Origin of the sequence: Shewanella litorisediminis, assembly GCF_016834455.1 — a bacterium.
GTDB classification, from domain to species: domain Bacteria; phylum Pseudomonadota; class Gammaproteobacteria; order Enterobacterales; family Shewanellaceae; genus Shewanella; species Shewanella litorisediminis.
On the sequence record NZ_CP069213.1, the window covers coordinates 849,214 to 873,255 of the forward strand.

Genomic DNA, 24,042 nt, shown 5'->3' on the forward strand with positions numbered 1-24,042 from the left:
AGCCTGATGGCTGCTTTTTTACTTTCTTATCTGTAAGTCAGAGGCTTGGCTTTAAGCCGTCTCAGGCTTCCAGCTTGGCAAGCTCGGCTTTCTGCTCGGTCAGCTTGTCCATGTCGCGTTTGATGTCGGCGGCCTTGGCGCGCTCTTTCTCAATCACTTCGGCAGGGGCCTTGGCCACAAAGCCTTCGTTGGACAGCTTGCCTTCGATGCGGGCCACTTCGCCGGTCAGCTTCTCCAGCTGCTTGTCGATACGGGCCATTTCTGCGGCAACGTCAATCAGACCTGCTAGTGGGACATACAGCTCAGTGTCTTTAACTAGTTTCAGTACTGACAGAGGTACGCTGTCAGTACTCGAAAGCATTGTAACTTTTGAAAGATTACAGATTGCTTCGAATTGACCCGAAAAGGTTTCAAGAGTCATTGCATCAAGAGTCCCGCGACGGATCATGACTTCTAGCTGCTTTGACGGTGCAATGTTTTTCTCAGCTCTTACATTACGGATCGCAATAACAGCTTCTTTCAGCACTTCAACCGACTTAAGAGCCTCTTCATCAACTTTTTCTGCATTGAATTCAGGGAATCTACAGTTCATCAGACTGTCTTTTCCATCGTACAAATCTTCAACTGTTGTGCCGTGAATAGTTGCACGAATAGACTTAATGTTCTTCCAAAGCTCCTCGGTAATAAATGGGATCATTGGATGACTCAAGTGCAGTATCCCGTCCAGTACATCCAGCAGCGTACGGAGGGTGGAATAAGTTTGTAGTTTCGCGTCTGCAGAGTTTTCGGTGCTAATTTTGTGCTTGGATAACTCGATATACCAATCACAGAATTCATTCCAAACAAACTCATAGATTACGCCCGACGCAATATCAAATCGATAACTTTCAATTGCTTGGGTGAAATCTTTAACGGCTAGCTCAAACTTAGAGCGGATCCATTGATTGATGTCATCACCGGAGTCGCTGTTTGAATAAACTTCTGCCAGCTGACGAAGATCTACGTCCTCGCACTTCATCAGTACGTAGCGGGAGGCGTTCCACAGCTTGTTGCAAAAGCTGCGGTAGCCGTCGAGGCGCTTCATGTCCCAGTTGATGTCACGGCCAGTAGAGGCCATGGCCGCCAGGGTAAAGCGCAGCGCGTCTGTGCCGTGTGGCTCGATGCCGTTTTCGAACTCCTTGCGGGTGCTCTTTTCAATCTTGGCGGCAAGCTGTGGCTGCATCATGTTGCCGGTACGCTTCTGAACCAGCGACTCAAGGTCGATACCGTCAATCATATCCAAAGGATCGAGGACGTTACCCTTGGACTTGGACATCTTGTTGCCCTGTTCGTCGCGGATAAGACCGGTCACGTAAACTGTCTTGAACGGTACCTGCGGCTTGCCGTCTTCGTCTTTAACGAAGTACATGGTCATCATGATCATCCGGGCAACCCAGAAGAAGATGATGTCAAAGCCGGTCACCAGCACGTCGGTGGGGTGGAAGGTCTTGAGCTCTGGGGTTTCTTCCGGCCAACCCAGGGTGGAGAAGGTCCACAGGGCAGAGGAGAACCAGGTATCGAGCACGTCGTCGTCCTGACGCAGTTTTACGTCGGCGCCGAGGTTATGGTTCTGGCGCACTTCCTCTTCGCTGCGGCCAACGTACACCTTACCGGCTTCGTCGTACCACGCAGGAATGCGGTGACCCCACCACAGCTGGCGGGAGATACACCAGTCCTGAATGTCGCGCATCCAGGAGAAGTACATGTTTTCGTACTGCTGCGGCACAAACTTGATGTCGCCGTTTTCCACCGCTTCGATGGCTGGCTGAGCGAGTTTCTGCACCGCAACGTACCACTGGTCAGTGAGCAGCGGCTCAATGACGACGCCGGAGCGGTCGCCATAAGGCACCTTGAGGGCGTGTGGCTCGATTTTTTCCAGGAGGCCCAGAGTCTCAAACTCAGCAACAATGGCGTCGCGGGCCTTGAAGCGGTCGAGACCGGCATAGCGCTCGGGCAGGCTGGCATCCAGCTCGCTGTTGTGGCTGCCATCGGTGTTCAGTACCTCGGCCAGGGCGCGGATGGTGGCATCCTGGGTGAGGATGTTGAACATCGGCAGGCTGTGGCGCTTGCCCACTTCGTAGTCGTTGAAGTCGTGGGCCGGGGTGATTTTCACGCAGCCGGTACCGAAGTCTTTATCCACGTATTCATCGGCGATGATGGGGATGCGGCGGTTCACGATAGGCAGAATGATTTCTTTGCCAATGAGTGACGCATAACGCTCATCTTCGGGGTGTACCGCAACCGCGCTGTCGCCCAGCATGGTTTCAGGACGGGTGGTGGCTACTACCAGGTAGTCTTTGCCATCGGCGGTCAGCTCGGTGCCGGCCAGCGGATAGCGGAAGTGCCACATATGGCCCGCTTTTTCTTTGTTTTCCACTTCCAGATCGGAAATGGCGGTGTGCAGCTTGGGATCCCAGTTTACCAGGCGCTTGCCGCGATAAATCAGTTTGTCGTCGTACAGGCGCACGAACACTTCCTGCACCGCGTTGGACAGGCCTTCATCCATGGTGAAGCGCTCACGGTCCCAATCCACAGAGGCGCCCATGCGGCGCAGCTGGCTGGTGATGGTGCCGCCGGACTGGGCTTTCCACTCCCAAACCTTTTCCATAAAGGCATCGCGGCCAAGGTCATGGCGGCTCTTGCCCTGTTCGGCTTCCAGCTTGCGCTCAACCAGCATCTGGGTGGCGATACCAGCGTGGTCGGTACCCACTTGCCACAGGGTGTTTTTGCCCTTCATGCGCTGATAGCGGATGAGGGTATCCATGATGGTGTCCTGGAAGGCGTGACCCATGTGCAGGCTGCCGGTGACGTTCGGCGGCGGGATCATGATGCAATAGTTGCCCTGGCTGGCATCACCGTGTGGCTTGAAGTAACCCTTTTCTTCCCAAACGCGGTAGAGGGCCTGTTCGATGGACTGTGGATTGTATGTCTTTTCCATGGGGATCAGATTTTCTCAAACTAGATTAAGGGGTTGTGTCGCCAAATCCTGAGTGGATGGCCCGATGCCAAGGCCGCGAAGCTCGCGAAAGCGCAGCCGTGCCAGTGCCTTGGTGGCCTCGTCACCGGCGACAAAGTCGATAAAGTGGCCAAAGTGTACCGCAAAAGGCGGTACTTTTTCTGCAAGATTTATCAGAATGCCCCGGTTTTTTGACGGCCCGAGGCGATCGTGGCCGATTTCCACCGGCGCGCCGCCCTGAGGCCCTTCGCCCTTGAGGTTGTGGGGCACAAAATCGTTGGGGTCAAATTGCCAGAGCTGCTCGTCGATGGCGAAGCTTTGGGATTCATCGTTGCAGTGAATATACACCCAGGCGCCGCGGCGGTAATGGAACGCCGCCAGACGGCAGGCCAGCAGCTCGGCAGCATCCCTCATTTGGGACGGCGGAAGTACGTAAAAAAGTGCCTGGGTCATGGTGGGCCTGTGCGTAAACAATAAGTCCGGATTCTAACTTAGTTGGGCGCCCGACATAAAGCCGGACCGGCAAATTGGCTTGCTGTTTAAGCATTGGTGTTGAAAACAGAGGGAGTAAGCAACAGACACAGTTGCTTGAGAGTTTGAGCTCGAGAAAAGGCTGGGGGATGAGCGCTCTAGATAACTGCCGCCTTTGATGCTGCGCATCAGGATTTTCAGAAGCAGCCCATACGCGGACAGAGCGCTGCTTTTTATTGGGTGGCGGCAAATCATCTGTTGGGTATCTGGAGGCGTTAGGCCTCGAAGGTCAATCGCTGTTCCCCTCAGTTGGATGCTGCAGTTTGCTTATTCTGTTTCGTTATACCGTCACCGGTTGTAAATAATAAGTTTTCATCTGTTTGACATATCGAACGCCTTTGGGCATGCTGATGCTGTGATTGCCGTCCTGAAAAGGACGTAGCAGGTACGGGTTTTGGGCATGTCCTGAGCTGTTTAAACCAACGCATCATTCTGATTAGCGTCAGGTTTCAACCACACCAGGCTATGCCCAAAGCGCGAACTAAACGCGTTTGAATATCAGGTGATCTATGCCCTTACAACAAGAATCAGCAAGACAAGAACGAAAACCGGTAATTTTGATGTCCATGGGTCAACAAGACAGAAATGGCCACGCCTATCAGGTCATGACCCACAAATATATGCAGCCCGTGGTAGACATTTCCGACTGCATTCCGCTACTTATCCCTACCTGCTTTGGTGTGGCAGATATTGAACAATATCTGGACATGGCAGACGGCGTTTACCTTTCCGGTGCCGCCTCCAATATCGACCCCAGCCTCTATGGTCAGGAAAACCTCACTCCGGAGAAAAAACAGGATTTGGCGCGGGACTTGGTAGATATTGCCATTATCAAGGGCGCCGTTAAGCGGGACTTGCCGATACTGGGCATCTGCCGTGGCATGCAAGAGATGAATATCGCCTTTGGCGGCGATCTCTATCAGAAGGTGCATGATGAGGAACATCTGAACGATCACCGTGAAGATCCGGAAACACCGCCCGAGGTGCAGTATGGTGCCAGTCATTCAATCACCATGGTGAAGGGCTCCTGGCTGCATAAGTTGCTGGGGGACACCATAGACGTTAACTCGCTCCATGGTCAGGGCATTAAAACTCTGGGTAAGGGACTGGAGGCGCTGGCGTTTGCTGAAGATGGCCTGGTGGAAGCTCTGCATGCGCCCTATCTGCCTCAATTCACCCTTGGGGTGCAGTGGCATCCTGAGTGGAAGGCGCTTGAAAATCCTGACTCCATCAAGATTTTCAAAGCATTTGGTGAGGCTTGCCGTCGCCGTGCAGGTTGTGGGCAGGACCTGCGTATCGACAAGGCGTCCTGAAGCTAACGGATTGTGAGCAACAAAAAAGCGAAGCCTGGGCTTCGCTTTTTTTATGTGCTTTAAACAGCAGTTTGGCTTATTCGCCCTGTTCTACACCGGCACGGTTTATCAGGAACTGGGTCAACAGAGGCACCGGACGACCGGTAGAGCCCTTGTTGGCACCGCTGTTCCAGGCGGTACCTGCTACGTCCAGGTGTGCCCAGTTGTATTTCTTGGCAAAGCGCGACAGGAAACAGGCTGCAGTGATGGAGCCCGCCGGACGACCACCGAGGTTGGTCATGTCGGCAAAAGGACTGTCCAGCATGTCCTGATACTCATCCCACAATGGCATGCGCCAGGCGCGGTCACCACTTTGCTCACCGGCGCTCAGCAGCTCGTGTGCCAGCGGGTTGTGAGAAGAGAAGAGGCCTGAAGCATGCTTGCCCAGCGCAATCACACAGGCACCGGTGAGGGTGGCCGTGTCGACAACCAGTTCAGGGTCGAAACGCTCAACGTAGGTCAGCACGTCGCACAGTACCAGACGGCCTTCGGCATCAGTGTTCAGCACTTCCACGGTTTGACCGCTCATGGTGGTGAGTATGTCACCGGGACGGTACGCATTGCCGGAGGGCATGTTTTCACAGCCTGCCAGAATACCCACTACGTTCAGCGGCAGCTTCATCTCACAGATGGCCTTCATGGTGCCGATAACACCGGCGGCGCCACCCATGTCGTATTTCATCTCATCCATGGCTTCGCCCGGCTTGAGTGAGATACCGCCTGAATCAAAGGTCAGTCCTTTACCTATCAATACGATAGGCTTGGCGGTGCTGTCCACGGCGCCCTTATACTCCATCACAGTCATGATGGATTCGTTGGCACTGCCACGGCCCACGGCGAGGTAAGAGTTCATGCCCAGCTTGGCCATTTGCTCTTCACCCACGGTAGACACCTGCAGGTTTTCGTGTACTTCGGCCAACTGGCGAGCCTGAGAGGCAAGGTAAGCTGGATTACAGATATTCGGTGGCATGTTGGCCACGTCGCGGCACAGGTGCATACCCGAGGCAACGGCAACACCGTGCTCGATGGCGCGCTCGCCAACGGTCAGTTCACGGCGTGTAGGCACGTTGAACACCAGTTTGCGCAGCGGACGGCGGGTCTCGCCCTTGCGGCTTTTCAGGGTATCGAAGCTGTAGAGGCTGTTTTGGGTGGTTTCTACGGCCTGACGCACTTTCCAATAGGTATCGCGACCTTTCACGTGCAGTTCGGTCAGGAAACACACGGCTTCCATGGAACCTGTTTCGTTCAGGGTGTTGATGGTCTTGGCGATGATTTGCTTATATTGACGCTCGTCCAGCTCGCGCTCTTTACCGCAACCGACCAAGAGAACGCGCTCACTGAGCACATTGGGCACGTGGTGCAACAGCAGCATCTGGCCTGGTTTACCTTCCAAATCACCACGACGCAGCAGATTGCTGATGTAACCTTCGCTGATTTTGTCCAGTTGCTCTGCGATGCCGGACAAACGGCGGGGTTCATATACACCCACAACAATGCACGCTGAGCGTTGTTTTTCCGGGCTGCCGCTCTTTACGCTAAACTCCATGAGCACTCCTAGATTCTTAAAGACAAATTTTTATATTTATTGGATAATGCCTGCTTGTGCCCGAAATCGGGCCTAAGTTTCTGCGCCAAGGCCTGTTACTCAGCGCTTGATGCCGTGGCGCCTTGTGATGGTATTGGTCAGAAAACTATCAAAAGTAGACAGTTTACATGAATGTTAGGCTGATACCAGCAAAATGATAAGTTTTGATACCGGATCCTGCCTGTGATTGTATTTAGATATCTTTTCAAAGAAGTTTTCAAGGCACAAATCGCGGTACTTTTGGTGCTGTTGACTGTTTTTATCAGCCAGCATTTTGTCCGTGTACTTGCCGACGCGTCGGACGGTGAGTTTCCTGCCTCTTTAGTCGTTACCTTGCTTGGGTTGAACCTACCCTATCTTGCCGTGCTCGTGCTGCCCCTGAGCTTGTTTCTTGGCATTTTGATGGCCCATGGGCGCATGTACTCCGAAAACGAGATGGTGGTGTTTCACGGGGTTGGGGTGAGTGAATGGTATGTCACCCGGGTTACCCTGCTGCTCGCTGCGCTCAATATGCTGTTTACCGGCTATTTGTCTCTGTTTGTGACGCCCTGGGCGGAAGAGCGCCAAAATCAGGTGCTGGAAAAAGCCCAGTCTGAAGCGGGGCTTGCTGCCCTGGTGCAGGGCCGTTTTCAAACCAGTCCCGATGGCCGCGCTGTACTCTTTGTGGAAAAAATCGGTAAAGACAATGAGCTGGAAAAGGTGTTCGTGGCCCAGCTACCGGATCCCGATGATGAGCATGGCCAGATAAATCTGGTTTCTGCTGCCGGCGGTAAGGTGGTGGAGGATGCCAGTGGCGCTCAGCAGCTCAAGCTGAACGACGGCGTGCGCTATCAGGGTTCGCCCAAGGGCCTGGACTATCAGGTGCTGGAATTTGGCGGCTACGGCATGCAAATCAAAGAGCAGGCAGTGGATCAGCGCAGACGTAAGATGTCGGCTCTGCCCCTGAATCAGTTAATGCAGCAGGGCACACCCGAAGCCGTGGCCGAGCTGCACTGGCGTATTGCTATCCCCTTGGCTATCCCCCTGATGACCCTAATTGCCGTTCCCATGGCACGGGTTAATGTGCGTCAGGGCAAGTTTGCCAAAATGCTGCCGGCAATCCTCTTGTACCTTGGTTATTTCGGTTTGATGGTGGCCGGGCGCAAGGCGCTGGAGGATGAAGTGGTTCCCGCGTTTCTGGGGATGTGGTGGATACATCTGTCGGCCCTGGTGATGGGTATTATGCTGCTTGGCAAGGAGCGGCCACTGGGCGCAAAACTCAGTGGAAGGTTCAAACGGAGGGCCGCAGTATGAGCATTCTGGACTGGTATATTGCCCGGGTGCTTATCAGCACCTCATCCCTGTGTTTGCTGGTACTGACCGGCCTGTCCGGCATTATCAAGTGGGTCGATCAGCTGCGCGTGGTGGGTCGTGGCAGCTACACCATGATGGATGCCGGTGTGTATGTGCTGTTTCTTATCCCCCGTGATATCGAGATGTTTTTCCCCATGGCGGTGCTGCTGGGCGCCCTGATTGGCCTTGGCATGATGGCCGCCAACTCTGAGTTGGTGGTGATGCAGGCCTCGGGTCAGTCGCGGCTGCAAATTACCGTATCGGCCATGAAAACCGCGGTACCGCTGATGCTGCTGGTGATGGCGCTTGGTGAGTGGGTTGCACCCGCCGCAGAGCAGCGCGCCAACGAGCTGAAGGCCACCATGATTTCCGGCGGCAGTCTGATTAAGTCCCACAGGGGGATTTGGGCCAAAGACGGCGACCTCTTTGTGAACATCGGCGAAGTCTCGGACATCAATACGCTTGGCAATATCACCCTGTACGAGTTTGACCAGAATGAGCGTCTGAACCATGTGGTCAATGCGCGCCGGGCGATCTTTGATGGTAAGGCCTGGCAGATGCAGGACGTGAGTAAGACCCATATCACCGAAGAAGCCATCGTCAGGGAAGAAGTCGACAGCGAGATTTGGCAGTCGAGCCTGACGCCGGACAAACTCAGTGTGGTATCTGTGAAACCTGAATCCCTGTCTATCCAGGGGCTGATGGGGTATCTGGATTATCTGCGCATTAACAGCCAGGACCCCAGCCGTTACGAGTTAGCCTTGTGGCGTAAGCTGATGCAGCCGGTGACAGTCGCCGTGATGATGCTGGTGGCCCTGTCCTTCGTCTTCGGTCCGCTTCGCAGCGTAACCATGGGCGCCAGGGTACTTTTGGGTGTGGTGGCCGGTTTCAGCTTCTATATCTGCAACGAAATCTTCGGCCCAATGACCATGGTTTATCAGCTGCCGGCCTTTATTGGGGCGGGCGCACCGGCGCTCTTGTTCGCCAGTGCGGCGGTGTTCTATATCCGGCGCTGACCGTGACATAGGAAAGTAAAAAGGGCACCCAGGGTGCCCTTTTTATTTGCTCGTTGTGTGTCAGCGGCTCTGTGGCCTTTGGCTATCACAAAGGGTGACTGCACTAGCGGTACGGCATTAGCCTTACTGCATACCGTGCCAGTTTTTCATCTGGTTGGCTTCCGCCGACAGTACCACCACTTCGGAGCGGGTCATCTTATCCTGCAGCGCCAGCTTGTCGGGATTGATAAGGATAAAAAGATTCCCTAAACCGAACAGTGACCATACCAGACGGGCGGCTGCGGCAATAAAGCTCAAGTTTTGGCCGTTGGGGTGCTGCACCTTCAAACGCCAGGCACGCATGCCGAGGGTTTGGCCACCACGGCTCCAAAACACCACATAAAACATCGCCACACACAGCAGTATCCAGGCAAAGTTTAAATTGCGATACAGGGAGTTGGCATTCATCACATCAATGACATGCTCGTGGCCGCCGCGGTCAATCAGGCCCACATTCACCAGCACGGCAAAGAGGGCAAAGCTGACCACGCCCGCGAGGATCCACACCGCGGCTGCCAGCATAAGGTCGTACACCATGGCCCCCAGGCGGCGGAAAAAACCCGCGCGGGGAAAGTTGGCATGTTCTTGATTTATCATAATTCAGACCTGTTCATCGTCCCGCAGCATACGAATGTCTTTAAAACCCATGCGGGCAAATTCGTTCAAACGGTAGCTTTTGAGGGCGCCCTTGCCTTTGGCGGTCATGGCAACCTGTTGTTCCATTGCCAGAAAACGGGTGAGGTCCACCCCTTCGGCAGCGGCTGCGGCCTCGTACATATCGTGGTACTTGTCGTAGGCAAAGTTAATCACTTTTGCCTGGCCTTTGTAGGTGTATGCAACCTGACGTGCCATGGTAAAACCCTTTCGTTGTTTTTAGCTGAATTCGCTGCGGAAAATAAAGTACACCGCCCCGAGAATGCACAGACCCGCCCAGAGGTAGTCGAGTTTCAATGGCTCTTTGAGATAGAAATAGGCAAAGGGCACAAACAGACTCAGTGTAATCACTTCCTGCAAAATTTTAAGCTGGCCCACGTTCATCACCGTGTAGCCGATGCGATTGGCCGGGACCTGCAACAGATACTCGAACAGGGCGATGCCCCAGCTGACCAACGCCGCAATTATCCATGGTTTATGGTTAAGCGACTTAAGATGCCCATACCAGGCAAATGTCATAAAGATATTCGACAGGCAGAGCAGGGCAACCGTGGTCAGTGCTGGGTGCATTATTGCCTCACAGGGGCAGTATCATATAGCTGGCATCGTCACTGTAGCTGCCAAGGCATTTTAGGCTTTGGCTGTCGGCGAAGCCCTGACGGCGCCAGTAGCTGTCGGCGCCCTGAACCGCCACAAGAGACAGAGAGTTCAGTGACCAGCGCTCGGCCAGTTGCTTGAGTTTGGACAGCGCCTTGCCACCGGCACCCAGGCCCTGGGCACCGGCAGAAATGGCCATGTCGTGCAGATACAGGGTATTGGGCGTGGGCAGTTCGGTCAGGGCGTGATACAGGGGAGGCGGCGTGGTTTCCACCCAGGGGTGTGCCAAACAATACCCCAGCACCTGGCCGTCTTTTTCCATAACAAAACACGAGTCTGGTGAGACTTCCCACTTGCTTTTCAGCACGTGTAACGGCTCTGGTTCCACTGCGTTGTAGCATTCGTCCTGAATGTTGAGAATTGCCGGCCAATCGTTGGCCTGAATCGCCCTGAGTTGCATGGTACGCCCTTTGTTTACTGCCTGTTCAAATCACAAAGGGCGCAATTATACCCGAGACTGGGTTATTCGCCCAGATAGCGCTGACGCAGGTGCTGCTCCAGATAGCGGAAGTTGAGTGCCTCGCCGGTGGCGGCCTTGACGAGGCTGTCGGTATCCATGAGTGAACCCTGTGACCAGATATGCTGCTCAAGCCAGGCAAAAACCTCGGAAAGGCGCCCCTGGCCTATGGCAAGCTCCAGCGGTCCCAATGTTTTTTCCATGGCAAAGCGCAGCTGTGCGGCGTACATGGCACCCAGGGTATAACTTGGGAAATACCCCAGTTCCCCCAGGGTCCAGTGGATGTCCTGCATGCAGCCGTTTCGATAATCGCCATCTGTGTTAATCCCCAGCAGTGCCTGCATGCCCGCTGACCAGAAGTCCGGCAAGTCGGCCACGGCCAGTGAGCCGTCCATCAGTGCCTTTTCGGCATCGAATCGCAGCAGAATATGGCAGGGGTAAGTGACTTCGTCGGCATCGACCCGGATGAGGCCCGGCTTGACCCGGGTATAGAGGTTGACCAGGGTATCCGGGCTGAAATCACGCCCCAGATGACGGTTGATGATGGGGGTGATGAGCTCGATAAAGGGTTTGCTGGCAGCCAGCTGCATTTCAAAAAACAGACTCTGGCTCTCGTGGATACCCATGGAGCGCGCAAGCCCGGCCGGTTGGCCCCGAAGCGCCAACGGCAGGCCCTGCTCATAGCGGGCGTGGCCGGTTTCGTGGATGATGCCAAGCAGGGCGCCGGTAAAGTCATCTTCCCGGTAGCGGGTGGTGAGGCGCACATCCCCCGGCACGCCGCCGCAGAAGGGGTGGCTTGAGACATCAAGTCGCCCCTGATTGAAGTCAAACCCCAGCAGCGCCATGAGTTCACGGCCTATCTTCTCCTGAGCGCCTATGTCGAAAGGCCCATCAAGCTGGATAACCGGATCGCTGGCCTGTTTGTCGAGGATCTGCTGGATAAGGCCTGGAAGCGTGCTGCGAAGCCCGGCAAAGGTGGTTTCAAGGGTGGCGGCTCTCATGCCGGGTTCAAACTTATCCAGCAAGGTATCGTAGGGAGAAAGCCCTGTGACTGCCGCCCGGTGGCCGGCCTCTTCCCGTACCAGTGCCATCACGTTTTCGAGATTGGGTTTAAAGCCAAGCCAGTCATTGTGTTTACGCTGCTCGCGCCAGGCGTTTTCGCACTGATACGCGGCCTTGGTCTTGGCTTCAACCAGCGCCTGGGGTACTGCGATGGCCTGCTGGCACTGGTATTTCATCTCCCGCAGGTTGGCCTGCTCATCAGCTGTAAGGGGCTCAGACTCGGCGTTATTGATTTCGTCCAGTAACCAGGGCGCGGTGCGAAGCCCATGGATATGGCCTGCCAGCGTTGCCATGGCATCGCTGCGGCCTTCGCTGCCGCCCATGGGCATCATGGTGGCCTGATCCCAGTCGCCCAGGGCGCTGAAGTGTTCAAAGTGGGAAATCTGGGCAAAATGGCCCTTGAGCTTAAGGTAACTTGTCGTCATGGGATCGAGAGCTTAATGGGTTTGCGCCTATCTTAGCGGATAAGCCCCGAGAGCGGGTAAAAATGCTTGGCAAAGACTCACGCTTTGATATGCTCGGATTTCTTGCACCAAAAGTCGCAGCCACGGAATAGCATTCTGTACAAGGAGTTGATAATGCTTGGCTTTCTATTTGCTGATGCAAACTTTCCATTCAGTATCGTATTAACTGTCATTCTGCTGCTGGGGATAATCGAAGCCCTGGCACTGGTCACCGGCCTGAGCCTGATGGGGCTGCTCAAAGACTGGGATTTGGCCGATGTCGATATGGACGCAGACATCGCAGGAGGCGGCCTCACCGGTTTGATTGGCTGGCTGTGTCTGAACCGCTTGCCCCTGCTGATTTGGCTGGTGCTGGCCATGACCTGCTTTGTGATTGCCGGCTACAGCCTCAATTTCCTCTTTATTAGCTTACTCGGTCAGCCGCTGGTGCAGTGGATGTCTGTGCCTTTGGCCATTGCGGGCGCGGCGCTGGGTTGTCGTTTCCTCGGCGCGCCGCTGGCTGACATGCTGCCCAAAAATGAAAGCAGTGCCCTGTCCATTGATGAACTCAGTGGCTGCGTGGCAACCATCACCCTTGGCCGGGCGGTAAAGGGCAACCCGTCAGAGGCGCTGGTAAAAGACCAGTTTCAACAAAAACACTATGTGTTGGTGGAGCCCGAAACGGCCGGGGATGAATTTATTCAGGGCACTCAGGTAGTGCTTATTCGCAGGGTGGGCCGGGTGTGGTCCGCCAGTCAATTTACTCAATAAACTGTTGTAGATAACAAGGAAGCTAGATGGACAACTCACAGATTTTTACCGATAGCGGCACCTTTATGCTGATGATAGCCGGCGTGGCGGTATTGGGACTTTTGGTAATCGGGCTGATTTTCGCCAAGCTCTATCGCCGCGCCACCAAAGAAACCGCCTTTGTGCGGACCGGTTTTGGTGGTGAAAAGGTGGTCAAGGATGGGGGCGCCATCGTGCTGCCGGTACTGCATGAAACCATCCACGTGAACATGAACACCCTGCGCATTGAAGTGGAAAAAACCCAGAAAGACGCCCTTATCACCAAAGACCGCATGCGGGTGGACGTGAAAGCGGACTTCTACCTGAGAGTCGCGCCCCACGCCGAGGGCATTTCCATGGCGGCGCAAACCCTGGGTACCCGTACCACCCGGGTGGAAGAGCTGAAAAAGTTGATGGAGTCCAAGTTTGTTGACGTGTTGCGTGCCGTGGCCGCCGAAATGACCATGACCGAAATGCACGAGCAGCGCGCCGATTTCGTGCAGCGGGTACAAAACAACGTGGCCAACGATCTTGAGAAAAACGGTTTGGAGCTGGAGTCTGTGTCTCTGACCGGCTTTGACCAGACCGAACTTGATTTTTTCAATGAAAATAATGCGTTTGACGCGGAAGGTCGCGCGCGTCTGGCCAAAATCATCGAAGAAAAGCGTAAAGAAACCAACGATATCCAGCAGGAAAACCGCATCAAGATAGAGATGCGTAACCTGGAAGCCGAAAAAGAGTCACTGGAAATCAAAAAGTCGGAAGAAGAAGCGCGTCTGGTGCAGCAGCAGGCGCTGGAATTCAAGCGCGCCGAGCAGAAAGCGGAAATTATCAAGCAGCGGGAGCAGAAGGCCCGTGAAGAGCGTGAGGCGGAAATCGCCAAGGAGCGCGCCATCGAAGCGGCCGAAATTGAAAAGACCCGGGAAATCGAAACCCGCGAAATCGAAAAACGCAAAACCATCGAGCAGGCCCGTATTCAGCAGCAGCGTGACATCGAAGTCTCCGAGCAGGAAAAGCAAATTGCCGTTGCCGCCAAGTCGGAAGAAGAGTCGGCCGCCCGTGCCCGTGCCGCCGAAGCTGAAAAGCTGAAAGTGGAGAAAGAAGAAGCGGTTATCACAGTGCGTCAGGTGGCCGAAGCCAATCGTCGTAAAGAGATTGAAGTGATTGATGCCCGTAAAGAAGCCGAACGAGAGGCTGTGGGCGTCACTGTGCAGGCCGAAGCGGAAAAACGCGCAGCAGAAGACCGCTCATCCGCCATCCTCACCGAAGCCCGTGCCAATGCCGATGCCAAGAAGCTCAAGGCCGAAGCCGATGAGAAGGTGTATGCGGTGGAAGCGGCCGGTAAGCAGGCCCTGTACGAGGCCGAAAACGTGCTCCGTGACGAACAGATTGAGCTGCAAAAATCCCTGGCCATTCTGCGCGCCCTGCCGGAGATTGTCGCCAATGCGGTTAAGCCGCTGGAAAACATCGAAGGCATTAAGATTTTGCAGGGTTATGGTGCAAGCGGTGCCACGTTGGCGACGGGTGAAGGCGCCGCGAATGGCGGGATTGCCGAGCAGGTGACCCAGGCGGCGCTCAACTACCGCGCCAACGCCCCGGTGGTGGATGCCATGCTCCGTGAACTCGGGCTGGTGGACAAAGACAAAGGCGGCCTCAATGACCTCCTCAACGGCAACAATGCGCTTACCACCCAGGCGATGAAGGTAGTGGAGCAGGCCAATGTGAAACTGAACGGTTATAGCGTGGGGGAGCAGAGAGCCGACTGAGCGGCAATCTGAACTCCTTATCCTGAAAGCGCCTGCGGGCGCTTTTTTACTGGCTAATTTGTAAGAGTTTAAAGGGGATAGGTAGGCTTGAATGAGCTGTTATCCACTGTCACTGGGTTGTTTCAATGGAGTGGGTGTACTTGTCTATCAGCGCATCTATGGTGCCGTCGGCCTTTAAGGCGGCAATGGCACGATTGATGGCCGGCAGCAGGGCTGCGCGCTCTTTACGTAATCGGAACACCAGGTCGCCCGATGAGTGCTCGGCCGCCAGAGCGATGGGCAAGTCCAACTTGGATGACCAGTAAAGGGCTGTGTAATCACCACTGATAGCGGCACTTATTCTCTGGCGATGCAGGGCTTTTATCAGCTCCTGTTCTGACTTGAAATCGGCGCGGATGAACTCGTGGTCATCATGGTACAGATACCCCATTACGGTACCGATTTCCTTGCCCTTGATACTGCTGATGTCGGCCCATCTTTCCTGATTCTGCGGCAGGGTGATGATGTGCTCGGTGATTTGCATTATGGGGTCGGATTTCACAAACAGGGGACCAAAATCCCCGTGCTCAAACCAGCTGGGGCTGACAATGTCAAAATCCAGGGTGCCTTTTTCCAGCGCCTGATTGGTGCGGTTGGGTGGCAAGGGCACGTTCTGCCCCTGGACGCCGGCGCGTTCCAACAGCAGCGGCAGCAGCTCAGACATGAGTCCGGGCGCCTGCGGACTGTCGGGGATGTAATAGGGGTACCAACTGCTGGACCCGGTGATGCAATACTTGAGCGTGGGAGAATTGGGCGTGCTTTCTGCCGCAGCTATCATTGAAAACAACATCAGAGCAAACAGGGCAACACGTCGCATCATCGGGGCTCCATCTGTGGGTTCCCCCTCACTGTACGCTTTTGTTAATGAAATGTCAGCAGGGCCAAAGAAGGCAGATTGTTTTTGGGAAACAATCTATAGCTCTTGTGATGTTTGATAAGTGACGATTTTTTATCGCCTTGTGTCAGCATGAGTCCATGACTGAATGCAAGGTTGGCAAGGTACTTTTCGTCAGCACGAACAAACAGGCTGATGGGCTTGATGAGCTCGCCATCCTGAATGTGCTGCTGATATTCATCGGCGCAAACGATGATGGACGACTGGCCATCGGCATCGAGCTTAAGCTTGGTTTTGATAGGGGTGTCAGTGTAGACAATGATGTCCTGCTGCCGGGCTTCTTCCAGCATGGCAGCAAGGGCGCTGCCGAGTCCGCTGGTGTGCTCAGCCAGCGTGGAATACTGATGACGAATGGTTTGCAGCAATCGCTTGAGCTGGGCCGATGCACCCAGGCTGCGTCCCTGACGCACCCAGAGGGTGAGTTCTCCGGCAATGGCTTTATCGTAGTGTTTGTCTTTTAATGCCTGAGCCATCCAGTTACACAGGAAGTGGCTTTGCTGCGCTTCGGTGGCGTGGGCCGCTCCGGCATGGGATGCATCCAGAGCGTTCAGGGCGGCGGTGGCCATGGCCAGCAGAGAAGCGTTGTAATTCGGCGTCGACATAAGCATATCCATCATTGAAAGGCTGCTTATTGTAAGGACGCCGAATTGGCGCTGTAAAGCGGCTTTATCCCTGCTGGCGGGCAAGCTCAGCCGCCGTCAGGATAAGCCTGGGGGCAGGCCTGACCCGGAAATTGGGGTTGACGTACTGAAAGTGAATGAGGCCCTGGGTATCCGTGATGTATACAGCGGGAACCGGCAACACCAAACGCTCATCGCCTTCAGGGGTTTTGAACAGCGGGTTTTCAAGTTTCATTCGGCTCAGGTAGGTTTGGGTGGTTTTTTCGCTGGTGAAAAACGCCAGACCAAAGGCCTTGGCTGCTTCCATGTTGGCATCGGACAACAACAGGTATTCGAGCTTACGTTCTCCCGCCGCGGCGGCGAGCTTTTCGGGGCTGTCAGGGCTTATTCCCACCAGCTGATAGCCAAGTTCAATCAACCTGGGTTCAATTTCTTTCAACTGTCCCATCTGGTTGTTGCAAAAGGGGCACCAGCCGCCACGGTAGAAAAAGAACACTGTGGGTTTTTCCGCACTCAGCGCCTTCAGGCTGACCGATTGGCCTTTGCTGTCGGTGAGCTGGATATCGGGAATGGTTTCGCCATTCAGCAGCGGCGCAACAGACACTTCGTCTGCGGCAATGGGATTGGCCAGACCGGGCTGAATAAGACCCAAAGACAGGATACAGGCCAGTAAACTGAATGTAAGCCGGGCAGATAAGAGTTGATGTAAAAACAGGGGGATGGATTTCATGACAAACCTTTGGTGACTGGAGGTATCTCCAAAGACCGGCGGCAGTGGCAATGTCTTACAGGTGAGTGTGTAAAAGGAAAAATAAAAGCGGCCTCACAGCCGCTTTTATGTTGAATCAATGGCACCGGGTGCTTATTTGATTTTTTTGGTGTTTCCGGTTGAGCCGACTTTCACTTTAACGCGACGTCCGGCCATGCTCTTTTCGGCAGCAACCTGGGCGATGGCGTCACTCTCAACCCGGGTCTTTTTGGCGAAGCTGCGACGCTTTTGCAGCTGTTTTAACAGCAGGTCGCGGTTGGATACTTCATAGCCCGGCATTACGATGCGCTTAAGACGCTGACCAATGAGTTTTTCGATGTCGGCGAGGGTACGCTCTTCTTCGCGGCTGACAAAGCTGATGGCAACGCCACTCTTACCGGCACGGCCGGTGCGGCCAACCCGGTGCACATAGTCTTCCGGCAGGAAGGGCAGGTCAAAGTTAACCACATACTCAAGGTCGGGAATGTCCAGCCCCCGGGCAGCCACTTCTGTGGATACCAGCACCCGAATTTTGCCTTCGGTAAAGTCTTTCAGTGCTCTTCTGCGGGTGCCCTGGGCCTTTTCGCTGTGGATCACCGCGCTTGGGATGCCGTCGAGGTTCAGCTCTTCGGTGAGCTTCTCGCAGTCTTCGCGGGTTGCCGAGAACACCAGCACCCGTTGCCAGTTTTTGCGGCCAATAAGTTCAGACAGCAGCTCGCGCTTGCGGCGCTGTTCCACCGGATACACCACCTGGCTCACAGTCGTGGCGGCGGTATTGTGTCTGTCGGCGGTCAGCACAGTGTGCTTTTTCATGATCTCATCGGCAAGCTTGCGCACACCACCGGAGAAGGTGGCAGAGAACATCAGGGTCTGGCGTTCTTTATTGCAGGCCTGGATGAGCTTTTGGATGTCGGCGATAAAGCCCATATCCAGCATACGGTCGGCTTCATCCAACACTAAAAATTCAACGGCGGCCAACGACAGGTTGCCCGCCAGCAAATGCTCGAGCAAGCGTCCCGGTGTGGCCACTATGATATCTGTGCCTTTACGCAGCTTTTGCGCCTGAACATCGGTTTTACCACCACCGAATACCGTGGTGACGGCCATATCAAGATGCTTGGCATAGGCCTTGATATTGTTGGCAATCTGCTCTGTCAGTTCGCGGGTAGGGGCAAGGATCAGCGCGCGGGTCTTGGTCGCTTCCCTGGCCTTGGGCGTGTCCAGCAGCTTTTGCAGGATTGGCAATGCGAAAGCCGCAGTTTTCCCGGTTCCCGTTTGGGCAGAAGCCAATACGTCCTGACCGCGACGGACAGGGGGAATGGCCAGCCGCTGAATGGGTGTCATGGTTTCATAACCACATTCGGCGAGGGCTTGCAGTATTTCGGGGGCAAAACTGTAGGATTCGAATTTCATGATGATTCCTGGCGTAAATAGACGATTCACAAGGGCTTTTTGTAAGTGAGGCACCTTGGTCGGAATATGCCTTTTCACAAAGGGGCGCGAAGTATAGCAGATTTTTTGCCCGTAGCCTCCACTTTTGTCTAACGCCCCGGGGTTTGACTTGGGTCATCGCTGAACTAGGCTTGGAACATAACGTGGGCGTTAGGGCGTTACCCAAAAACTGAATGTCCATCATGGGTTTCACGGATGAAACTGCTCTTCTCGTGGCCCGGGACCCACTCTGTCCGGAGTCATGCCATGTCTTTGAATGTGCTCATCATTGACGATTCACTCAGTTACTGCCAGCTATTGTCGAAATATTTCAGCGAACTGAATGTGACCAGCGTGGACTACTGTCATGATGGCACTGAGGCATTACAGCGCCTTCGGGAGCACAGAAACAGAAACAGATATCAGATTCTGGTGGTTGACCTGCATATGCCGGGTATGGACGGCATTGAGCTGTTGTCACGGTTATCGGGTCTTGAATATCGGGGCGGCGTCATCATCGCCTCTGGCATGGAGAGCCGCATCATAGAAGCAGCCTCTCAGATAGTTTTGGGAGCCCATTTACGGCTGCTGGGTGCCCTGATGAAGCCTGTGTGTCAAGCCCAGCTGCAGATCTGTATCGAGCGCTTGCTTTTGATGGCGCCGGAGCTGAAAACCTCTAGACCTGCCATGACGTTGCAATCGCTGCGGGAGTCCATCATGCAGCGTAAAGTGGTGCCTTACTACCAACCCCAGGTGGAAGTGGGCACAGGCCGCATCGAAGGCTTTGAGGTGCTTTGCCGCATGCAACAGGGGGCGCACTTGCAGCTGATGACGCCGGAAAGCCTTATGGCGGTGGCCGAGCGCCACAACCTGCTAAACGCGGTGTCTGAACAGCTGATTGGGTTCGCCCTGAAGCAGTGGGCAGAAATAAGCCGTCAGCCAGAATGCAGTCACGCCCGTTTGTCTATTAATCTTACTCCAGCCCAGCTTGGACAGAGTTATTGGCCTGGTCGCCTGCTGAGCTTTTGCCACAAATGGCAGGTGGATATCAGCAGGGTGACGGAAGAAATTACTGAAAATCAAGCGCTTGATAAACAGTCACAACATTCAGGTATCTCACGGTTGCGGCTGCACAATTTTGGTGTGGCCATCGATGATTTTGGCACCGGCTATACCAACTTGAGTCAGATATGCCGGCTGCCCATCAGTGAGCTTAAGTTGGATATGAGTCTGGTGCGGGGAATTCACATGGACCCATTGGCGCAGACCATTCTGAAGTCACTTTTGGAAATAGGCCGGCAATTGGGGGTATCTGTGGTCGCCGAAGGCGTGGAAGATCCCAGAGACTATCACTATCTTCAATCGATCCCCAACCTGATAGTTCAGGGCTTTTTGGTATGCCGGCCCAAACCCCTTGGTGAATTGGTTCGTTGGTTGAAAGCTCGTCAACGGGTAGCGTTTGAGGCCTAGGGGCTATTGGCAGACGCGACTGACAGCCGGGTAATAATGGATGAATGCCATGGGATGAAGCAGCGAATGGCATGTCTCTGGTTCAGTGCGCTGGCGCTGCATCCGTTGATCTGAGCCTGCTGGTCGATTCAACCTGTTGGTCTACTCGATGTCTCAACATCGATGATACCTGCCAGAGCGTAAGCTTCGTTAAGTCCGGGACACTTGATGTCCAAGCTACTTTTTGTCCATGTCAGCTGGTGATTGGGTGATTGGGTGATTGGGTGATTGGGGCGTGCAATGATGAGAGGCCACCCGCTGAACCCCAAACGTGTTGGTGCATAGCGATAAAAGCATTGCTCCGGCGCGTTTCAGTGATCTCTTTTTCTTCTTGCCACGTATCTTGAACAAGGCATTGTAAAACCATCAAAACTTTCGGGAGACGCACTATGCACAAATTCAATCCTGACCGGATACAAATTGGGATCAGCGCTTGCTTGCTGGGGGAAAAAGTGCGCTTTGATGGCGGCCACAAAAACTCTGCTTACTGCCAGCAGGAGCTGAAGCCACATTTCGATTTTGTACCCGTGTGCCCCGAGATGGCCATTGGCATGGGCGCGCCGCGCAAAAGCATCCGTCAGGTGCGTATCGACGGGGAAATCCGGGTTCGAAGTGCCGATGGCAGTTTGGATGTCACTGAGCCGCTGCAGGCCTTTTGCGATCAGAAAGCCGATGGACTTGGTTTCCTCAGCGGCTACCTCTTTTGTGCCAAGTCGCCGACCTGCGGGATGGAGCGGGTGCCTGTATACAAGGCAGACGGCAGCGGCGGCTTTAAGGAAGGCGTTGGCGTATTCGCGGCGGCGCTGATGAAGCGTTTCCCCCATTTACCGGTGGAAGAAGAAGGCCGGTTGCATGACCTTGTCATACGGGAAAACTTTTTCACCCGGGTCTATGCCTATCATGATTGGCATTGCATGCGGTTAAAGGGCCTCAGTCGCAAGGCGTTGACCGACTTTCACGCCCGTTACAAGTATCTGCTGTTATCCCACAGCCCTGCTATCTACCGCACCCTTGGCCCCCTGCTTGCTGGTGAGGGGGAGCTCGAGGCCGTGGCCGAGGCTTACTTTAATGGTTTTATGTCGGCGCTTGAGCAAAAGGCGAGCCGTCGCAACCACACCAGTGCGCTGCAGCACATTCAGGGCTATTTCAAAAAGTTTCTCTCCGGCAGCCAGAAAGCAGAGCTCAGCGATGCCATTCTTGCGTATCGCCAGGGGGTACAACCGCTATTGGTGCCTATTACCCTTATCCGTCATTACCTGCGGGAGCACCCCAATGACTACATTGCCTCACAGGTGTACCTGAATCCGCATCCGGATTCCCTGCGGTTGCGATATGCTTACTGACAAGATACTGAAAAACGGTGAAAAAGAATGAATACACTTGTCTGGTTCCGGCAGGACCTGCGCACCATCGATAACCAGGCACTGACGCTGGCGTGTGAGGATGCCAAGGCTCGTGGCGGAAAGCTGTATGCGCTCTTTATTGCCAGCCCGTGTCAGTGGCAATTACACGATATGGGAGTGCGCCAGCAGCGTTTTTTGCTGGCGAACCTGAATGTGCTGGGGAAGGAGCTGGGGCTTCTCGGCATTCAACTCTCCCTGTTGAAGGTAGACTTTTTTAATCAAACTGCCGCCGCCCTCAAGGCCTTTTGTAAAGAAAACAGCATCTCCAGTATCTTTGCCGGGGCTCAAATCGAGATTGATGAGCGCAGGCGCGATCAGGCGCTTCTGGATAAAGGCTTCCCGCTGCATCTGACAGATGAGCACTGCATCTTGCCCCCGGGCAGCGTGGTCACTCAAGCGCAGCGTGACCAGGGCGGCGCCATGTACCGGGTATTTACGCCCTTTGCCCGCCGCTGGCGTGAAATCGCCGCCTCCCGTCCGCTGTGGCCCATTCCTGCGCCCACGTCTGTGGCCGAGCCATTGGAGTTTGCCCCCTTCGACTTTTGGGGGGCCACAACACAGGATGACCCGGCTCTTGATAAATGGCCTGCCGGCCAGGATGCGGCCCTGGAAAAGCTGTCTCGCTTTCGGGAGCTTGCCATGGCCCGCTACGGTGAGAAACGCGACTTTCCCGCCATCGATGGTACCAGCAGTTTATCCCCTTTTCTGGCGCTCGGCGTGATATCACCCCGTCAATGTCTGGCGGCGATTTTGGAAGACTTTCCCGACGTTTTTGTGAATGAATCTTCACCGGCACGCACTTGGCTTAACGAGTTGGTGTGGCGCGAATTCTACCGTCACCTGCTGGTGGCCTTCCCAAGCCTCAGTATGGCAAGGAATTTTAATCCTCTGGGTGACGGCATTCGCTGGCGCAATGATGAAAAAGAGTTCGAGGCATGGAAGAGCGGCCGCACCGGCTATCCGCTGGTGGATGCAGCCATGCGGCAACTGCACCAAACCGGCTGGATGCACAATCGTCTGAGAATGGTAGTTGCCAGCTTTCTGACCAAGCATCTGCTTATCGATTGGCGCTGGGGTGAGCGTTATTTTCGCGATCAGCTAATCGATGGCTGCCTTGCGGCCAACAACGGTGGCTGGCAGTGGGCCGCGGGTACAGGCTGTGATGCCCAGCCTTACTTTCGGATCTTTAACCCTATGAGTCAGTCGGAAAAATTTGATCCCGACGCTCGCTTTATCCGTAAATACTTACCAGAAATCGCGCAGTGGCCAACCAAGTCGCTGCATCAGGCAAGTGGGCCGGGGCTGTTTGATAACAGTGGCTATCCGTCTCCGATAGTTGAGCACAGCAGTGCCCGTTCAAGGGCGCTGGATGTGATGGCCGTGATGAAGAAGGGTTAGGGAATGAATGCAGGTGTGCGCAGTTCGGTTGATAAGGGTTCGTTGGACGAGAGTCTGTTTGATATGCGTAAGCATGAGCAAAGCAGTCTCGCTGAACCGTTGTCGGAGCCCGTTGAAAAGCTGATGGCCCTTTATCAAAAGCTGGGTGCCCATAACCTTGCGCTGCTCGACGAGGTTTACAGCGACGCAGTGGTGTTTTGCGACCCCATGCATCGTATCGAAGGGCTTTCGCTCCTCAAGGGGTATTTTGCCAATCTGTATCAAAACCTCAGCAGCATAGACTTTGTTTTTCATCACGTGATGGATGATGGCGCGCAGGCCACACTGGTGTGGACCATGACCTTTGCCCACCCCAAACTGGCAGGTGGTAAACCCATCAGCGTGGAGGGGGTAAGCCAGATTGGTTACAGCGACAAGGTAGACTTCCACCGCGACTATTTTGATATGGGCGCTATGCTCTATGAACATATTCCCGGCCTTGGCGCTTTGGTGCGGCTGGTTAAAAACAGGGCGGGCAGGTCATGAACATGCTGAGCGGTCGTGTACTGATCACGGGGGCCAGCTCAGGCATAGGGAAGGCGCTGGCGCTGGAATACCTTAAATCAGGATGGCAGGTGGTTGCCTGTGGCCGTGATAAGGCGCGCCTGGATGCGATTCTTGAGGCCCACCCGCGATTTGCCTGTCAACTTTCTACGCTGACCTTTAACGTGTCTGACAGGCTTGCCTGCCTTGAGGCCGCTTCGTCTCTGGATGGCGAACTTGACCTCATTATCCTGAATGCAGGCAGTTGCGAGTACATAGATAACCCCAAGGTCTTCGACGGCAAACTCTTCGCCAGAGTGATAGAAACCAATCTGATTTCAGTGGGGTTCTGCCTGGAGGCCTTCTTGCCTGCATTGGCTGCCAAGGGCAGGCTGGCACTGATGGGCTCAAGTGCAGCGCTCTTGCCGCTGCCCCGGGCCGAAGCGTACGGCGCCTCCAAGGCGGCGCTGGCGTATCTGGCAAGCACGTTACGATTGCATCTGGCACCCGATGATATTGGCGTGTCCCTGATTGAGCCAGGCTTCGTGCGTACGCCTCTGACCGACAAAAACGATTTCCCCATGCCGGGGAGGATTGAAGTGGAAGATGCGGCGCGGCGCATTGTTCATGGGCTTTCCCGCGGTAAAGACCGGATCCAGTTCCCGCGCAGGTTGTTGTGGCCTATGCGGCTGCTTGCCTTGCTGCCGGGTGCTGTGTGGGGCCTTATTGCCAAAAGCAACATCAGGCGCCAGTCCGCCTGACGTGAGGCGGGCAGTATTAATCGATTTAAGTCCTTTTG

22 protein-coding genes are annotated in these 24,042 nt (G+C 54.7%); 10 read left to right on the top strand and 12 right to left on the bottom strand.

The window, feature by feature from the left end; genetic code table 11:
* Positions 1-61: 61 nt before the first annotated feature.
* Both JQC75_RS03725 and JQC75_RS03730 read right to left on the bottom strand, forming a co-directional pair.
* The gene (locus JQC75_RS03725) at positions 62-2,977 is read right to left on the bottom strand and encodes a valine--tRNA ligase (RefSeq protein ID WP_203326143.1); all 2,916 of its coding nucleotides are present in this window, start codon (positions 2,975-2,977) and stop codon (positions 62-64) included.
* Positions 2,978-2,992: 15 nt separating this feature from the next.
* Positions 2,993-3,448, bottom strand: coding sequence for a DNA polymerase III subunit chi (locus tag JQC75_RS03730; protein WP_203326144.1), 456 nt, complete (start codon positions 3,446-3,448; stop codon positions 2,993-2,995).
* 638 nt (positions 3,449-4,086) lie between these two features.
* Between JQC75_RS03730 and JQC75_RS03735 the strand changes: the two genes are divergently transcribed.
* Complete coding sequence (locus tag JQC75_RS03735; protein WP_239002075.1) at positions 4,087-4,839, top strand: gamma-glutamyl-gamma-aminobutyrate hydrolase family protein; 753 nt, start codon at positions 4,087-4,089, stop codon at positions 4,837-4,839.
* A gap of 76 nt (positions 4,840-4,915) precedes the next feature.
* On the opposite strand, the gene pepA is transcribed toward JQC75_RS03735, so the two are convergent.
* The gene (gene pepA / locus JQC75_RS03740) at positions 4,916-6,424 is read right to left on the bottom strand and encodes a leucyl aminopeptidase (protein ID WP_203326146.1); all 1,509 of its coding nucleotides are present in this window, start codon (positions 6,422-6,424) and stop codon (positions 4,916-4,918) included.
* Between the two features lie 222 nt (positions 6,425-6,646).
* Here pepA and lptF point away from each other — a divergent pair, with 222 nt between their 5' ends.
* Positions 6,647-7,756: an LPS export ABC transporter permease LptF gene (gene lptF, locus JQC75_RS03745; RefSeq protein WP_203326147.1), complete on the top strand. Its 1,110-nt coding sequence runs from the start codon at positions 6,647-6,649 to the stop codon at positions 7,754-7,756.
* On the top strand, positions 7,753-8,811 hold the full coding sequence (gene lptG / locus JQC75_RS03750) for an LPS export ABC transporter permease LptG (protein ID WP_203326148.1): 1,059 nt from the start codon (positions 7,753-7,755) through the stop codon (positions 8,809-8,811). Before lptF ends, lptG begins: the two co-directional genes overlap by 4 nt.
* Positions 8,812-8,934: 123 nt before the next feature.
* On the opposite strand, the gene JQC75_RS03755 is transcribed toward lptG, so the two are convergent.
* The 5 genes from JQC75_RS03755 to JQC75_RS03775 form a co-directional block, all read right to left on the bottom strand.
* The gene (locus JQC75_RS03755) at positions 8,935-9,447 is read right to left on the bottom strand and encodes an RDD family protein (RefSeq protein ID WP_203326149.1); all 513 of its coding nucleotides are present in this window, start codon (positions 9,445-9,447) and stop codon (positions 8,935-8,937) included.
* 3 nt (positions 9,448-9,450) lie between these two features.
* Entirely contained in the window at positions 9,451-9,702 is a 252-nt protein-coding gene (locus JQC75_RS03760; RefSeq protein ID WP_011758916.1) for a DUF2960 domain-containing protein, read from the bottom strand.
* Positions 9,703-9,723: 21 nt separating this feature from the next.
* Positions 9,724-10,074, bottom strand: coding sequence for a DMT family protein (locus JQC75_RS03765; protein WP_011758917.1), 351 nt, complete (start codon positions 10,072-10,074; stop codon positions 9,724-9,726).
* A gap of 7 nt (positions 10,075-10,081) precedes the next feature.
* Positions 10,082-10,561, bottom strand: a complete 480-nt coding sequence (locus JQC75_RS03770; protein WP_203326150.1) for a GNAT family N-acetyltransferase — start codon at positions 10,559-10,561, stop codon at positions 10,082-10,084.
* Positions 10,562-10,623: 62 nt separating this feature from the next.
* Positions 10,624-12,105, bottom strand: a complete 1,482-nt coding sequence (locus JQC75_RS03775; protein WP_203326151.1) for a carboxypeptidase M32 — start codon at positions 12,103-12,105, stop codon at positions 10,624-10,626.
* A 153-nt stretch (positions 12,106-12,258) separates the two neighbouring features.
* On the opposite strand from JQC75_RS03775, the gene JQC75_RS03780 reads away from it, so the two are divergent.
* Both JQC75_RS03780 and JQC75_RS03785 read left to right on the top strand, forming a co-directional pair.
* Positions 12,259-12,894: a YqiJ family protein gene (locus JQC75_RS03780; protein ID WP_203326152.1), complete on the top strand. Its 636-nt coding sequence runs from the start codon at positions 12,259-12,261 to the stop codon at positions 12,892-12,894.
* Positions 12,895-12,920: 26 nt separating this feature from the next.
* Positions 12,921-14,678: a flotillin family protein gene (locus tag JQC75_RS03785; protein ID WP_203326153.1), complete on the top strand. Its 1,758-nt coding sequence runs from the start codon at positions 12,921-12,923 to the stop codon at positions 14,676-14,678.
* 109 nt (positions 14,679-14,787) lie between these two features.
* Here the strand turns inward: JQC75_RS03785 and JQC75_RS03790 are convergent, their stop codons facing one another.
* From JQC75_RS03790 to JQC75_RS03805, 4 genes are all read right to left on the bottom strand, one after another.
* Positions 14,788-15,537, bottom strand: a complete 750-nt coding sequence (locus JQC75_RS03790) for a transporter substrate-binding domain-containing protein (RefSeq protein WP_203326154.1) — start codon at positions 15,535-15,537, stop codon at positions 14,788-14,790.
* Positions 15,538-15,578: 41 nt separating this feature from the next.
* Positions 15,579-16,214 carry a DUF2913 family protein gene (locus tag JQC75_RS03795; RefSeq protein WP_203326155.1) on the bottom strand — a complete coding sequence of 212 codons (636 nt, stop codon included), beginning with the start codon at positions 16,212-16,214 and terminating at the stop codon, positions 15,579-15,581.
* Positions 16,215-16,278: 64 nt separating this feature from the next.
* On the bottom strand, positions 16,279-16,962 hold the full coding sequence (locus tag JQC75_RS03800) for a peroxiredoxin-like family protein (RefSeq protein ID WP_203326156.1): 684 nt from the start codon (positions 16,960-16,962) through the stop codon (positions 16,279-16,281).
* Between the two features lie 132 nt (positions 16,963-17,094).
* On the bottom strand, positions 17,095-18,393 hold the full coding sequence (locus tag JQC75_RS03805; RefSeq protein WP_203326157.1) for a DEAD/DEAH box helicase: 1,299 nt from the start codon (positions 18,391-18,393) through the stop codon (positions 17,095-17,097).
* 285 nt (positions 18,394-18,678) lie between these two features.
* On the opposite strand from JQC75_RS03805, the gene JQC75_RS03810 reads away from it, so the two are divergent.
* From JQC75_RS03810 to JQC75_RS03830, 5 genes are all read left to right on the top strand, one after another.
* Positions 18,679-19,881 carry an EAL domain-containing response regulator gene (locus JQC75_RS03810; RefSeq protein ID WP_203326158.1) on the top strand — a complete coding sequence of 401 codons (1,203 nt, stop codon included), beginning with the start codon at positions 18,679-18,681 and terminating at the stop codon, positions 19,879-19,881.
* 428 nt (positions 19,882-20,309) lie between these two features.
* Positions 20,310-21,263 carry a YbgA family protein gene (locus JQC75_RS03815; RefSeq protein WP_203326159.1) on the top strand — a complete coding sequence of 318 codons (954 nt, stop codon included), beginning with the start codon at positions 20,310-20,312 and terminating at the stop codon, positions 21,261-21,263.
* Positions 21,264-21,290: 27 nt separating this feature from the next.
* Positions 21,291-22,721 carry a deoxyribodipyrimidine photo-lyase gene (phrB, locus tag JQC75_RS03820; protein WP_203326160.1) on the top strand — a complete coding sequence of 477 codons (1,431 nt, stop codon included), beginning with the start codon at positions 21,291-21,293 and terminating at the stop codon, positions 22,719-22,721.
* Between the two features lie 3 nt (positions 22,722-22,724).
* A complete protein-coding gene (locus tag JQC75_RS03825; RefSeq protein WP_239002076.1) occupies positions 22,725-23,246 on the top strand; it encodes a nuclear transport factor 2 family protein in 522 nt (173 codons plus the stop codon).
* Complete coding sequence (locus JQC75_RS03830) at positions 23,243-24,004, top strand: SDR family NAD(P)-dependent oxidoreductase (RefSeq protein ID WP_203326161.1); 762 nt, start codon at positions 23,243-23,245, stop codon at positions 24,002-24,004. The genes JQC75_RS03825 and JQC75_RS03830 overlap by 4 nt, the downstream gene beginning before the upstream one ends.
* The last annotated feature ends 38 nt before the right edge of the window (positions 24,005-24,042 follow it).

Excerpts from the sequence above, each read along its gene's own strand:
- JQC75_RS03770 (WP_203326150.1), bottom strand. The coding sequence starts at position 10,561 with ATGCAACTCAGGGCGATTCAGGCCAACGATTGGCCGGCAATTCTCAAC.
- JQC75_RS03755 (WP_203326149.1), bottom strand. The coding sequence starts at position 9,447 with ATGATAAATCAAGAACATGCCAACTTTCCCCGCGCGGGTTTTTTCCGC.
- JQC75_RS03725 (WP_203326143.1), bottom strand. The coding sequence starts at position 2,977 with ATGGAAAAGACATACAATCCACAGTCCATCGAACAGGCCCTCTACCGC.
- JQC75_RS03795 (WP_203326155.1), bottom strand. The coding sequence starts at position 16,214 with ATGTCGACGCCGAATTACAACGCTTCTCTGCTGGCCATGGCCACCGCC.
- lptG (WP_203326148.1), top strand. The coding sequence starts at position 7,753 with ATGAGCATTCTGGACTGGTATATTGCCCGGGTGCTTATCAGCACCTCA.
- JQC75_RS03830 (WP_203326161.1), top strand. The coding sequence starts at position 23,243 with ATGAACATGCTGAGCGGTCGTGTACTGATCACGGGGGCCAGCTCAGGC.
- JQC75_RS03775 (WP_203326151.1), bottom strand. The coding sequence starts at position 12,105 with ATGACGACAAGTTACCTTAAGCTCAAGGGCCATTTTGCCCAGATTTCC.
- JQC75_RS03730 (WP_203326144.1), bottom strand. The coding sequence starts at position 3,448 with ATGACCCAGGCACTTTTTTACGTACTTCCGCCGTCCCAAATGAGGGAT.
- JQC75_RS03780 (WP_203326152.1), top strand. The coding sequence starts at position 12,259 with ATGCTTGGCTTTCTATTTGCTGATGCAAACTTTCCATTCAGTATCGTA.
- JQC75_RS03815 (WP_203326159.1), top strand. The coding sequence starts at position 20,310 with ATGCACAAATTCAATCCTGACCGGATACAAATTGGGATCAGCGCTTGC.
- JQC75_RS03800 (WP_203326156.1), bottom strand. The coding sequence starts at position 16,962 with ATGAAATCCATCCCCCTGTTTTTACATCAACTCTTATCTGCCCGGCTT.
- JQC75_RS03805 (WP_203326157.1), bottom strand. The coding sequence starts at position 18,393 with ATGAAATTCGAATCCTACAGTTTTGCCCCCGAAATACTGCAAGCCCTC.
- JQC75_RS03760 (WP_011758916.1), bottom strand. The coding sequence starts at position 9,702 with ATGGCACGTCAGGTTGCATACACCTACAAAGGCCAGGCAAAAGTGATT.
- JQC75_RS03785 (WP_203326153.1), top strand. The coding sequence starts at position 12,921 with ATGGACAACTCACAGATTTTTACCGATAGCGGCACCTTTATGCTGATG.
- JQC75_RS03735 (WP_239002075.1), top strand. The coding sequence starts at position 4,087 with ATGTCCATGGGTCAACAAGACAGAAATGGCCACGCCTATCAGGTCATG.
- JQC75_RS03790 (WP_203326154.1), bottom strand. The coding sequence starts at position 15,537 with ATGATGCGACGTGTTGCCCTGTTTGCTCTGATGTTGTTTTCAATGATA.
- JQC75_RS03765 (WP_011758917.1), bottom strand. The coding sequence starts at position 10,074 with ATGCACCCAGCACTGACCACGGTTGCCCTGCTCTGCCTGTCGAATATC.
- phrB (WP_203326160.1), top strand. The coding sequence starts at position 21,291 with ATGAATACACTTGTCTGGTTCCGGCAGGACCTGCGCACCATCGATAAC.
- JQC75_RS03810 (WP_203326158.1), top strand. The coding sequence starts at position 18,679 with ATGTCTTTGAATGTGCTCATCATTGACGATTCACTCAGTTACTGCCAG.
- JQC75_RS03825 (WP_239002076.1), top strand. The coding sequence starts at position 22,725 with ATGAATGCAGGTGTGCGCAGTTCGGTTGATAAGGGTTCGTTGGACGAG.
- pepA (WP_203326146.1), bottom strand. The coding sequence starts at position 6,424 with ATGGAGTTTAGCGTAAAGAGCGGCAGCCCGGAAAAACAACGCTCAGCG.